The following is a 12,850-nucleotide window of genomic DNA, read 5'->3' as shown; positions in this document are numbered from 1 at the left end:
CTGTATGTCCACTTCTTATCATTTACAGGTTGTATCCCTGGACGGCCTTGAATATGAAGGTGAAGTTCAAAAGATATTGCTACGTACGATAGACGGTGACGTCGAGATACTTGCTCGTCACACCAACTACTGTACGGCTATCGGAATGGGCACAGCCAAAGTCGTCACAGCAGATGGCGAAGAGAGAAAAGCCGCCTGTATCGGCGGAATGCTTTCTGTTATGAACGGAGAAGTCAGAGTTCTTCCCACAACTTGGGAGTGGAGCGAAGACATCGATATCGAGCGTGCCAAAGCTGCCAAAGCCAAAGCAGAGGAGATGCTTGAGAACGAGATCCTTGATAAGGAAGCCAGAGTAAGAGCGGAAGCCAAGCTCTACAGAGCGCTTGTCAGGATCGGTTCCTCCGGACATAATCAGGAATAAATCAAAATATCGCTTTGAATGCTAAAATGATATACTATCTTGCGTAATAGCAAAATATAGCATGATTTTAGCAATATGTACGCGGTAAAATAAGAATAGCAATGGTTATAATCAAATCATTAAGAGGATAGGAGATTAGCCATGGCTAGACTTATTTTACCGCGTTTGTTGTCTGACGGATGCGTATTACAAAGAAGAAAAAGCATACATATCTGGGGCTGGGACACTCCCGGCGTCAGGGTAACGGCAAAGCTTGACGGAGTGGTCGGAAATGTTGAAGCCTCCGATAACGGACGATTTGACATTTACCTTCCCGCAAGAGAAGGCGGCGGACCCTATGATCTTACGGTTTCCGACAGTGAGGGGGACAGCATCACTGTTAAGGACGTGATGATAGGTATAGTCTGGTTTTGCTCGGGACAGTCCAACATGGAATTTCCCGGTGCCAGAGTTGCGGATAAATATCCGTTTCTTCGAACTATAGAAGACGAAGACATGATCCGTACCTTTAAGATTATAGAAGAGACAAGTTTTTCCGGGCCTTACGAAGAGCACAACACGGGAAGCTGGGTGTCCGTAAACAAAGACACCATCATGAGCTTTTCGATAGTAGCATACTTTTTTGCAGAGAAATTAAGAGCCATGACTCATCAGGCTGTCGGTCTTATCAATGCTTCACTCGGCGGATCGAGGATCCAGTCGTGGATGAGCAGGCAGATGCTTGAAGGCTACGATGAGCTTATCGCCGAGACCGACAAATATAACGACGCTGCTTTCAGAAATGAGAGAGCCAAGTGGAACGAAGACAAGACCAATAAATGGATAAACGATCTATATAACAAGGATCTCGGAATACAGAATTCTTGGGAAAAAGAGAACACGGATGACTCTGACTGGGATGAACTTTCGGTTCCCACCATGTTTACCGGAACTCCTTTGGAAGGACACGTTGGAAGTGTCTGGTTTAGAAAGAAATTCGATCTTCCAAAAGAGCTTGCGGGTAAGAGTGCGCGTCTTTTCCTCGGAACAATGGTTGATTCCGATGAGACATACATTAACGGTGAAAAAGTCGGAGTAACCGAATATCAGTATCCTCCGAGAAAATATGATATCAGAGAAGGACTTACAAGACAGAAGGACAACACGCTTGTCGTGCGTCTTAAGATCGAGCTTGGACTTGGAAGGATAACTCCCGGTGCGATCAAGGAGTATAAGATCTTTAACGAAGATGCGTCCGCAGAGCTTGACGGAATCTGGAAGTACAAGATCGGTGCAACCTGCGACAAGATGCCGCCTACTGATTTTATCAACTGGAATTCTTCGGGACTGTACAATGCAATGACAGCGCCTTGCCATAATTTCCCTGTAGACGGAATCATCTGGTATCAGGGTGAAAGTAATGTTGGTCAGCCTTGGGACTACGCAGATCTGACAGAGAAAATGATACGCGGTTACAGGAAATTATGGAAAGAAGATAACCTTCCGTTCATCGCGGTTCAGCTTCCGAATTTTGTTATAGATCTTACAGAAGAAGAGAATTGGGGCGAGTTTAGACTTGTGCAGAACAAGATTCTGGATATACCTTCAACCGGACTTGTCGTTACTATGGGACTTGGAGAAGACAACGACCTTCATCCCGTGACCAAGAAGCCTGTGGGAGAGAGACTTGCTCTTTGGGCAGGACATCTTAAATACGGCTACATCGGAGAATATTGCGGACCTATGGCTGCTGCAATTAAAAAGGTACAGGATGAAAAGGCAGCTGTACTGGTAGAACTTGAGCATGCACAGGAACTAAAAGTTTCGGATGAAGGAAAAGGAACCGAGATACGAGATTTCTTTTTCGTAGATAAAGACGGTGAGCTTCACGAAGCGGATGCTGAAATAAAAGAGGGCAGCATCGTTGTACGCAGCAAGGATGATGTTAAGAATGCAGTCGCTCTTCGCTGGTGCTGTGAAAACACCTATAGAGGCGGACTCATTGTTAACGCCATCGGCATACCGATGTGCCCGTTTGAACTTCCTATTGAATAAAGATCAGGTGGCGGGAGTAAAGTCTGCTCCCGTCCTGTAAAGCTTTCTAAACTCAGTGGGTGAACATTTGTTGATCTCTTTAAACACCCTGTTGAAGGTTGAAAGACTAAAGAAACCGGATTGAAGCGCGATATCCATGACCGAGAGATCCGTATCGCCGAGGAGTTCCTGAGCCATCATGACTCTTCGCTTGGTGATGTATTGATAACAGGAAATACCCATGTAGTTCTTAAAGAGTCTTTCAAAGTGGAACTTGGAAAAGCCTGCAAGCTCAGCCAGCTGCTCAACCGTAAGATCGTCGGATCTGTGTGAGTCGATGTAGTTGGTAACCGCAACAAGCTTATCTATATTCTTGCGCTGAGGATCGGCGGTGTTTTTCGCAAGATTTGTGTCGCCTAAGTGCATGCTTCCTATCTGCGCAAGTATTAAAGTAACAAGTGAGTAAACTGAGATCTGAAGGAATTCATCTCGCTGGCCGTAGAGTCTGTCGATCTCCCAGAAGTAATTCTGGAGACGAGCCGTCTCAACGGGATATTCTTCCTGCTTGATATGAACATAAGCAGGCATTGCTTTAAGAAGCGGAACAAGAGATGAAACCTGAGAGTATCCGCCGATGTCGAAAAGGAGAATAAGCTTTTCTCCGCCATCTGACTCGGAAAGATATTCATGAAGTGTTCCGGGAGCGACCATTACGATGTCTCCGGGCACACAATTTATCACTGTTGATTTATCGTTGTGAAATTTGACGCGAAGCGTTCCCGACAATAGCAGGATGAGCTCGATCTCATTGTGCCAATGGGTCGGATACTCGCTCAGAGTGTTGTGATATAACAGCACACCTTTTTGCGTATCGTAATAGATATCTTCGCGGGATTGTTCGTTGATATCATGTATCATACGAGGATACTCCTTGCGTGTAAACTACTGTAAATTACAGAAGTATTTTACCATATAACACTCAAAATAGTAGCTAGATATTTTCGTAAATTTTCGTAAACTGAAAGGATTTTTTTGATGGAAAAAAAGAAGTGGTCAGATCTTTGGCTTTCATATGACAGGATTACCGAGCTTGGTGGCACGCGGACTCTGATAATTGAAGGATTTGACGCCGAAAACAGGATCATAAAAAGTGCGGCAAAAGAGCTGGGAAGGGGCCTTAAGGGGCTTGTCGGAACAGAGCTTGTGGCAGCAGGTGCTTCTGCGAATGCAGATTCGGCAAAAGAGATCTCTTTTGTCAGAGAATCATCTGTCGTAAAAGAAGGTTATGAGATTGCCTGCACGGATAGCGAGATTACTGTAAAGGCAGGCGATGAAAACGGAATCCTTTACGGAGTATTTGCGCTTCTTAGAAAAATAGCTATGGGTGTTTCTGTTGAAAGTGTTAATGAGAAATCTTCTCCGTCAAACCCGCTTCGAATGATGAATCACTGGGACAACATGGACGGAAGCATAGAGAGAGGCTATTCCGGAGAATCATTCTTTTTTGAAAACGACGAAATAATCATTAATGACAGAACTGTCGATTACGCAAGGTTTATGGCGAGTATCGGGATCAACGCGATCGCAATAAACAACGTCAATGTAAAAGGCGCGGCGACGTATCTTATAACCGACAGATTTTTTGACAAGGTAAAAGAGCTGCAGGATATATTTGCGGATTACGGAATAAAGCTGTATCTAACGATCAACTTCGCTTCTCCCATCGAGATTGGAGGGCTTGATACCTGCGATCCTCTTGATGAGACAGTCATTTCCTGGTGGAAAGACAAGGCAAAAGAAGTATTTGAAAAGCTCCCCGGTATCGGAGGCTTCCTTGTAAAAGCAGATTCCGAAGGAAGACCCGGACCTTTTACCTACGGAAGAACGCAGGCTGACGGAGCAAACATGCTTGCGGATGCCGTAGAGCCTTTTGGCGGAATCATCATCTGGAGATGCTTCGTCTACAACTGCACTCAGGACTGGAGAGATTATAAGACTGACAGAGCGAGAGCGGGCTATGACTATTTCAAGGAGTTTGACGGAGCGTATCGCGACAACGTTATCCTTCAGATAAAGAACGGACCCATGGACTTCCAGGTAAGAGAGCCTGTATCGCCGCTTCTTGGTGGACTTACAAAGACCAATCAGATGCTTGAGGTTCAGCTCGCGCAGGAATACACCGGACATCAGATAGATCTCTTTTACCTAATTCCGTGGTTTAAGGAAGTATTGGGCTTCCATACTTATTGCAAAGAAGGTTGCGATACGGTTGCCGACATTATAAGCGGTAAGACGATGGGCAATAAGAACGCCGGATTTGCAGCTGTTATTAATACGGGTAATGACTATAACTGGACAGGCAACGATCTTGCCGCAGCCAATCTATACGGCTTTGGAAGACTTGCTTATGACATGAGTCTTACGGCTGAAGATATAGCAAGAGAGTGGGTTCGCCTTACTTACGCATCTTCAATGGATAAAAAATCCGAGGACGTGCTTGTGGGTATGCTCCTTGATTCGGGAGATATTTACGAGAAGTATACGGCGCCTCTCGGAATCGGATGGATGGTGACACCCAATACGCACTACGGACCAAGCGTTGACGGATATGAATATTCAAGGTGGGGAACCTATCATAGAGCCGATCATCATGCGATAGGCGTTGACAGAAGCGATAAGGGAACGGGATATGCGCAGCAGTATTATAAGAAGAATGCGGATATGTATAACGATCCCGATACCTGCCCCGAGGAGCTGCTTCTTTTCTTCCATAGAATACCTTATACCTACAAGCTAAAGAGCGGACAGACTCTTATTCAGTACATCTACGATTCGCATTTTGAAGGGGCATGTCAGGCAAAAGAGCTGATGGAAAAGTGGGAATCGTTAAAAGGAGCGGTGCCCGAAGACGTATATGAGAGAGTAACGGAAAGGTTCAGACTTCAGGTCGAGAATGCCAATGAGTGGAGAGATCAGATCAACTCATATTTCTATAGGAAGAGCGACATTCCCGATGAGAAGGGAAGAAAGATATATTAAATCATCGGTTTGGAGCGGGCATTTTGTTCGCTCCTTTCTTTCGCATAATTCAAGATGTAAAAAGCATTAAATGATAGGAATAGTGATCTGATCATCAGTACAATGTTTATACATGTAATCTGAATCGTATTAGGAATATCAACATAATTAAGAGGTGGATTAATGAACAGAACAGAGGCAAGAAAAAGAGCAAAAGAGCTCGTGGCGAAGATGACCGTTGAGGAGAAGGCGTCTCAGCTTCGTTATGATGCCCCCGCGATCGAAAGATTGGGTATTCCGGCTTATAATTGGTGGAATGAGGCGCTTCACGGCGTTGCAAGAGCCGGCACGGCAACAATGTTCCCGCAGGCTATCGGTATTGCTGCGGCTTTTGATGAGGATATGATGAAGGAGATCGGTGATATCATCGCCCTCGAAGGAAGAGCTAAGTACAACGAGCAGTCCAAGCGCGGAGACAGAGACATTTACAAGGGACTTACATTCTGGGCTCCCAACGTTAATATTTTCAGAGATCCCAGATGGGGAAGAGGACACGAGACATACGGTGAGGATCCTTACCTTACAAGCACTCTCGCGGTTCCTTTTATCAAAGGTATTCAGGGCGACGGAGAGTATATGAAGGCAGCAGCTTGTGCTAAGCACTTCGCTGTACATTCAGGTCCCGAGGCCGAGAGACATTATTTCAATGCCAAGGCTTCAGCCAAGGATCTTGAAGAGACATACCTTCCCGCATTCGAAGCATGCGTTAAGGAAGCAGATGTTGAGGCTGTTATGGGTGCATACAACAGAACCAATGACGAGCCTTGCTGCGCAAACAAACCTCTTATGGTAGATCTTCTCAGAGGCAAGTGGGGATTCGAAGGACACTTCGTTTCAGACTGCTGGGCTGTAAGAGATTTCCATGAGAATCACAAGGTTACCGGAACTCCCGAGGAGTCGGTTGCACTTGCGCTTGAGATGGGATGCGATCTTAACTGCGGATGTACATACCAGAAGCTTATGAACGCATACAGAGCAGGACTTGTTGAAGAAAGCGTTATCACAGAGTCTTGCGAGAGATTGTTTACAACAAGATTCCTTCTCGGAATGTTTGATAAGACAGAGATGGATGAGATCCCGTTCACTGTAGTTGAGAGTAAGGATCACCTTGAGGTAGCTCACAAGGCTGCCAAGGAAGGTATCGTACTTCTCAAGAACGACGGATTGCTTCCTCTTGATAAGAACAAGTTAAAGACGATCGGTGTGGTTGGACCCAATGCGGATTCCAGAAGCGCACTTATCGGTAACTATCACGGAACATCTTCAAGATATATCACTGTACTTGAAGGTATCCAGGATAAGGTCGGCGATGATGTAAGAGTACTTTATTCAGAGGGTAGTCACCTCTGGCAGACCAATGCAAGTGCACTTTCAGATCCCAACGGTTCTGACAGAATCGCAGAGGCTCAGGCTGTTGCCGAGTATTCGGATGTAGTTATAGTGGTTGTAGGTCTCGATGAGACACTCGAAGGAGAAGAGGGCGATACAGGTAACCAGTTCGCATCGGGAGATAAGCTTAATCTCAACCTTCCCATGCCTCAGAGACAGCTCATCAACTCAGTACTTGAGATGAACAAGCCCACTATCGTTATCAATATGTCAGGTAGTGCCATCAACCTTTCCAAGGCTGAGGACGAGGCAAGCGCTGTAATCCAGGCGTGGTATCCCGGTGCTCTTGGCGGCAAGGATGTTGCGGATATCCTCTTCGGTGATGTATCACCTTCAGGAAAGCTTCCCGTTACATTCTACTATTCTTCAGAAGAGCTTCCCGATTTCAAGGATTACTCAATGAAGAACAGAACCTACAGATATTTTGAGGGTAAACCTCTTTATCCTTTTGGGTACGGTCTTACATACGGCGATGTAGTATGCAAGGACATCGATGTAGCCGTTAAGAAGTCTTCCGATGGAACTGTAGAGGGTGCGGAAGTTACCGTTACCGTTGCCAACGAAGGCAAAGTTGCAACTGACGATGTAGTTCAGCTCTACATCAAGGACAAGGAATTCGAGCTTGCTATTCCCAATCCTTGCCTTTGTGGCTTCAAGAGAGTTCATCTTGAGGCGGGCGCTTCGGAGAAGATAACTGTCTTTGTAAAAGACAAGGCATTTACATCGGTAGACAACGACGGAAACAGAAAGATCTTTTCCAAGAAATTCGATATTTTTGCCGGAACAATGCAGCCTGATGAGAGATCAAAAGAGCTCACGGGAAAAACTTGCGTAAAGGCAGAAGTTCAGATTTAACGCTTCGGCCGGAAGTGGTATAATGTCATTTATACAGTGTATGGCATGAAAAAATAACTGTATTTAATTAGTTCTTTAGAGAGTTTGGCAACTCTTGATATAAAGAAGGACAAGAAAGGTATAGCGCAAAACGCGCAAAAGAAAGGGGATTTTTTATGATCAACATACCTGAAGTAAAAATCGGTCTTGTTGCTGTCAGCCGTGACTGTTTCCCTGCATCTCTTGCAGTAAACAGAAGAAAAGCTTTGGTTGAAGCATACAAGAAAAACTACAATGATAAGGACGTATATGAGTGTCCTATCTGTATCATCGAGAGTGAGATTGACATGGTCAATGCTCTTGAGGACATTAAGAAGGCAGGATGTAACGCACTCTGCGTATATCTTGGAAACTTCGGACCTGAAATTTCAGAGACACTTCTTGCTAAGCACTTTGACGGACCTATCATGTTCTGTGCAGCAGCCGAGGAGTCACAGAATGACCTTATCGACGGAAGAGGAGATGCTTACTGCGGAATGCTTAACGCAAGCTACAACCTCCACCTTCGTAACGTAAAGGCATATATTCCTGAGTATCCCGTTGGAACAGCAGAGGGATGCGCTAAGATGATCAACGAGTTCGTGCCTATCGCAAGAGCTATCGCTGGTCTTCGTGATCTCAAGATCATCAGCTTTGGTCCCAGACCTATGAACTTCCTTGCTTGTAACGCACCTATTCAGCAGATCTACAACCTTGGTGCAGAGATCGAAGAGAACTCAGAGCTTGATCTTTTCGAGAGCTTCAACAAGCACGCGGGCGACAAGAGAATTCCCGATGTTGTTAAGGACATGGAGAAGGATCTCGGCGCAGGCAACAAGAAGCCTGAAATCCTTGAGAAGCTTGCTCAGTATGAGCTTACACTTCTTGACTGGGTTGAGGAGCACAGAGGCTACAAGAAGTATGTAGCAATCGCAGGAAAGTGCTGGCCTGCATTCCAGACACAGTTCGGATTCGTTCCTTGCTACGTTAACTCAAGACTTACAGGACGCGGAATCCCTGTATCTTGTGAGGTAGATATCTACGGTGCTATCAGTGAGTTCATCGGAACATGCGTAAGTAACGATTCAGTTACTCTCCTTGATATCAACAACTCAGTTCCTGAGGATATGTACAACGAGAGCATCAAGGGCAAGTTCGATTACAAGCACACAGATACATTCATGGGCTTCCACTGCGGAAATACATGCACAGGCAAGCTTTCAAGCTGCGAGATGAAGTTCCAGAGAATTATGGCCAGAAACCTTCCTGAGGAAGTTACACAGGGAACTCTTGAGGGAGATATCGTACCCGGAAATATCACATTCTTCAGACTTCAGAGCACATCAGACAATCACCTTCGCACATACGTTGCAGAGGGAGAGGTTCTTCCTGTTGCTACTAAGTCATTCGGTGGTATCGGTGTATTCGCTATTCCTGAGATGGGAAGATTCTACAGACACGTACTTATCGAGGGAAACTTCCCTCACCACGGCGCTGTAGCATTCGGCCACTTCGGAAAGGCTCTTTACGAAGTATTCAAGTATGTAGGAGCAGAGACAATCGGCTACAATCAGCCTGCATCTCTTCCTTATCCTACAGAGAATCCTTTCAACAAGTAATTTAGTTATTTATCCAAGACATATTCTAATTAACCAATTAACCTATAGAAAAGAGCGAGGCCTTTCGGTCCCGCTCTTTTCATAATGGAAAAAAGTATGTAGGAAGCGCGCCGATATAAGATCTACGCGTCTGTCACATCTTAGTTGGCAAAGAGAACGTTGTTGACAATGCTCTCAAGAAGTTCCTGTCTTCCTGAGATAGGAAGCGCGGGAGCTTTCATGTTGCAAGCATAATCGGAAAGCTCTGCAAGGCTGGTGTTGCCCTGGCGGATCTTCTTACCGATCTCGCTCTCAAATGTTGAATAACGCTCTTTGATAAATTCTTCGATACGTCCGTCTTCAATGAGCTCTGCAGCTTTGATAAGTCCGAGTGCAAAAGTGTCCATACCGAGGATGAATGCATAGAACATATCTTCATAAGTGTAACTGGGACGTCTGTTCTTAGAGTCGAAGTTGAATCCGCCTGTAAGTCCGCCGGACTTAAGTACTTCATACATTGCCATTGTTGCGTCATATACGTTGCAAGGGAATTCATCGGTATCCCATCCGAGAAGCGGATCGCCCTGGTTGGCATCGATTGAACCGAGCATTCCGTTGATGGCGCTGATCCTGAGCTCATGCTCGAAGGTATGCTGAGCAAGTGTGGCGTGGTTAGCTTCGATATTCATCTTGAAGTCCTTATCAAGACCGTACTGGCGAAGGAAACCGATAGCTGTAGCGGCGTCAAAGTCGTACTGGTGCTTCATGGGCTCCTTCGGCTTTGGCTCGATGTAGAAGTCGCCTGTAAAGCCGATGCTTCTGCCGTAATCAACAGCAAGGTGCATGAGCTTTGCGATATTCTCCTGCTCGAACTTTACATCTGTATTAAGGAGAGTCTCATATCCTTCACGTCCGCCCCAGAATACGTATCCGCGGCCGCCGAGCTTAACGGTGATGTCGAGAGCTTTTTTAACCTGAGCAGCTGCGAAGCAGAATACGTCGGCTGAACAAGTGCTTCCGGCACCTGCCATGAAACGGGGATTGCTGAACATATTTGCTGTTCCCCAGAGACACTTGATATCTGTGCCTTTCATTTTCTCGAGGATGTAATCAGAAATCTCATCAAGGCGTCTGTTGGTCTCGTTGATGTCATCGGCTTCGGGAACAAGGTCAACATCGTGGAAGCAGAAGTACTTGATACCGAGCTTCTTCATGAATTCAAAACCGGCATCAACCTTGGCTTTAGCGTGTTCCATTGTTCCTTCTTCGCTTGCTCCGAAGGATTTATCCGCTGTGCCTCTTCCGAACATGTCTACACCGTTGGCGCCGAGATTGTGCCACCAAGCCATAGCGAAAGGAAGGTGCTCCTCCATTGTTTTACCCATAATAACTCTCTTGGGATCGTAGTATTTGAAAGCTAATGGATTTTTGCTGTCTTTTCCCTCAAATTTAATCTCGGGAATACCTTTAAAAATTTCACTCATTTGAAAATACCTCCTGTGTTTTCTGCGTTATCATAATGTTAGCATATGCTAACCGAATAAGATAGTCTAGTTTAGAAAATGCTTTTTTTTAATCAAATATTGTTTTAATAAAAAAATGGACACATTTTCATGTTATAATTTTTTCTGGTTAATGTGAAAATACAAAATATGAGGAGAGGAGAAGTATTAATGAAGAGAGTGACCAGAGCAATTCTTTCAAAGGGCGTAGTGCCGATCTTGGCAGGAACCCTGTTTCTGTCTCCTGTTGCAGGTGTAAGTTCCTATGCGGCAGGCGCGGAAGTGGCCACAGGTATCGACGTATCCAAGTACCAGGGTGGTATCAACTGGCAACAGGTTAAGGCAGCCGGTGTAAGGTTCGCAATGATCAGAGTCGGAACTACCAAGAAGGGACTTGATGAGCAGTTTGTAAACAATATTAATGGAGCAAATGCGGCAGGCATTAGAACAGGTATCTATATCTATTCATATGCAACAACACCTGAGCAGGCTGCAGCGGAGGCCAATCAGGTTCTCCAGTGGGTAGCACCTTATTCGGTATCATTCCCCATTGCTATAGATATAGAAGATTCATGTCAGAAGGGACTTAATGCTCAGCAGCTTCAGGCTATCGCAGATACATTCTGCGGAATTATCAACGGTGCCGGCTATGAGTCAATGGTATATGCCAGCAGAAACTGGTACAGAGACAGAATGCCGGTTGTATCAGCGCCCAAGTGGATCGCACAGTACAGTGATAAGCTTGAGTATGCGGGTGACTACGTAATGTGGCAGTCATCAAGCAGCGGATCATATCCCGGTATTGCGGGACGTGTAGATGTTAACCATCTTTATTCCGACTATTTCTCACGTATTATCCCCGTGGGATTCAATAACGTAGGCGGACAGACATTCTATTACAACAATTATCGTAAGCAGTTCGGATGGCTCAACCTTGAAGGACAGAGATATCACACAGATCCAAGCGGTGTTGTACAGACAGGTTGGTTCCAGGATGAGAGCGGAGTATTCTTCCTTAATCCTGAAGCAGGCGGACTTGCACAGACCGGTTTTGCAGATATCGAAGGCGGCCATTATTACTTTGATGAGAACGGTGTTAAGCGCACAGGTCTTCTTAACCTTGGCGGAACAGTATATTACACAGATCCCAACGGTGTTTGCCAGAGAGGATTTGTTGACCTTGAGGACGGAAGACATTATTTCGATGAGCAGTACATAATGCGCACAGGACTTACTCAGGTAGGCGATAAGCTTTATCTCTTTGCTCCAAACGGTGTAATGCAGACAGGTATGCAGGCAATTGAGACAGGTAAGTACATGTTCGGCGCAGACGGAGCAGCTGTCGCAGGATGGTTCTCCAACGAGCAGGGACAGCGTTTCTACTTCGCACCTGATACACATACAGCTGTTGTAGGACTTCAGACTATTGAGAATGCCAACTATCTCTTCGGAGAGGACGGCGTTATGCAGGTAGGCTGGACCGGAGATCTTGCAAACAGATTCTACTTCGGACCTGACGGAAAGATGGTAACAGGCTGGAATGCGATCGAGGGACGTAACTTCTACTTCGGCGCAGACGGCAAGATGGTTGTTGGTCTTGCAGGACTTCAGGATGGTGTATATTATCTTGATCCTACAGACGGACATCAGGTTGTAGGTTGGGTAGAGCTTCCCGACGGATGGCATTACTTCGATGCCAACAACGGCAAGATGCTTGCAAACGTAAGCGCACCTCTTGATAACGTGCCTTGCACATTTGATAAGAACGGTGTCCTTGTAGATCCCGCAGGTTGGGTTCCCGGAACACCCGCACCCGTAGCAGAGCCTGCACCCGAGGCAGCACCTGAGGCTGCTCCCGCAGATGCCAATGCAGCTCCTGCAGCACCTGCACAGGGTTGATAGAACAGTTTAGAATATAGTGATTTTCAGCGCCCTTCGCTTTTGCGAGGGGCGTATTTTTATGGCACAAGCTGACA

The 12,850-nt window shown here is 45.8% G+C and carries 8 protein-coding genes; 6 read left to right on the top strand and 2 right to left on the bottom strand.

Annotation, left to right across the window (positions count from 1 at the left end):
- Nucleotides 1-4 precede the first annotated feature (4 nt).
- Both atpC and D6856_RS13670 read left to right on the top strand, forming a co-directional pair.
- Nucleotides 5-421, top strand: a complete 417-nt coding sequence (atpC, locus tag D6856_RS13675) for an ATP synthase F1 subunit epsilon (RefSeq protein ID WP_092246426.1) — start codon at nt 5-7, stop codon at nt 419-421.
- A gap of 141 nt (nt 422-562) precedes the next feature.
- A complete protein-coding gene (locus tag D6856_RS13670; RefSeq protein ID WP_120687358.1) occupies nt 563-2,455 on the top strand; it encodes a sialate O-acetylesterase in 1,893 nt (630 codons plus the stop codon).
- A gap of 3 nt (nt 2,456-2,458) precedes the next feature.
- Here the strand turns inward: D6856_RS13670 and D6856_RS13665 are convergent, their stop codons facing one another.
- Nucleotides 2,459-3,352 carry a helix-turn-helix transcriptional regulator gene (locus D6856_RS13665; RefSeq protein WP_120687357.1) on the bottom strand — a complete coding sequence of 298 codons (894 nt, stop codon included), beginning with the start codon at nt 3,350-3,352 and terminating at the stop codon, nt 2,459-2,461.
- Nucleotides 3,353-3,469: 117 nt separating this feature from the next.
- Here D6856_RS13665 and D6856_RS13660 point away from each other — a divergent pair, with 117 nt between their 5' ends.
- From D6856_RS13660 to D6856_RS13650, 3 genes are all read left to right on the top strand, one after another.
- Nucleotides 3,470-5,473: an alpha-glucuronidase family glycosyl hydrolase gene (locus D6856_RS13660; protein ID WP_120687356.1), complete on the top strand. Its 2,004-nt coding sequence runs from the start codon at nt 3,470-3,472 to the stop codon at nt 5,471-5,473.
- A 162-nt stretch (nt 5,474-5,635) separates the two neighbouring features.
- Nucleotides 5,636-7,756, top strand: coding sequence for a glycoside hydrolase family 3 C-terminal domain-containing protein (locus D6856_RS13655; protein ID WP_120687355.1), 2,121 nt, complete (start codon nt 5,636-5,638; stop codon nt 7,754-7,756).
- Nucleotides 7,757-7,911: 155 nt separating this feature from the next.
- Nucleotides 7,912-9,393 (top strand): L-fucose/L-arabinose isomerase family protein, encoded by a 1,482-nt coding sequence (locus D6856_RS13650; RefSeq protein WP_120687354.1) that lies wholly within the window; start codon nt 7,912-7,914, stop codon nt 9,391-9,393.
- Nucleotides 9,394-9,533: 140 nt separating this feature from the next.
- Here D6856_RS13650 and xylA read toward each other — a convergent pair whose 3' ends face one another.
- On the bottom strand, nt 9,534-10,856 hold the full coding sequence (gene xylA, locus D6856_RS13645; protein ID WP_120687353.1) for a xylose isomerase: 1,323 nt from the start codon (nt 10,854-10,856) through the stop codon (nt 9,534-9,536).
- A 189-nt stretch (nt 10,857-11,045) separates the two neighbouring features.
- On the opposite strand from xylA, the gene D6856_RS13640 reads away from it, so the two are divergent.
- Nucleotides 11,046-12,773: a GH25 family lysozyme gene (locus tag D6856_RS13640; protein WP_158588959.1), complete on the top strand. Its 1,728-nt coding sequence runs from the start codon at nt 11,046-11,048 to the stop codon at nt 12,771-12,773.
- Nucleotides 12,774-12,850 lie beyond the last annotated feature (77 nt).

Source organism: Butyrivibrio sp. XB500-5, from assembly GCF_003625505.1.
Classification (GTDB): domain Bacteria; phylum Bacillota; class Clostridia; order Lachnospirales; family Lachnospiraceae; genus Butyrivibrio.
This window is presented reverse-complemented; position numbering and strand designations above follow the sequence as displayed.

Bases quoted from the DNA above. Each gene is read 5' to 3' on its own strand.
- atpC (WP_092246426.1), top strand. From the start codon at position 5: ATGTCCACTTCTTATCATTTACAGGTTGTATCCCTGGACGGCCTTGAA.
- D6856_RS13670 (WP_120687358.1), top strand. From the start codon at position 563: ATGGCTAGACTTATTTTACCGCGTTTGTTGTCTGACGGATGCGTATTA.
- D6856_RS13665 (WP_120687357.1), bottom strand. From the start codon at position 3,352: ATGATACATGATATCAACGAACAATCCCGCGAAGATATCTATTACGAT.
- D6856_RS13660 (WP_120687356.1), top strand. From the start codon at position 3,470: ATGGAAAAAAAGAAGTGGTCAGATCTTTGGCTTTCATATGACAGGATT.
- D6856_RS13655 (WP_120687355.1), top strand. From the start codon at position 5,636: ATGAACAGAACAGAGGCAAGAAAAAGAGCAAAAGAGCTCGTGGCGAAG.
- D6856_RS13650 (WP_120687354.1), top strand. From the start codon at position 7,912: ATGATCAACATACCTGAAGTAAAAATCGGTCTTGTTGCTGTCAGCCGT.
- xylA (WP_120687353.1), bottom strand. From the start codon at position 10,856: ATGAGTGAAATTTTTAAAGGTATTCCCGAGATTAAATTTGAGGGAAAA.
- D6856_RS13640 (WP_158588959.1), top strand. From the start codon at position 11,046: ATGAAGAGAGTGACCAGAGCAATTCTTTCAAAGGGCGTAGTGCCGATC.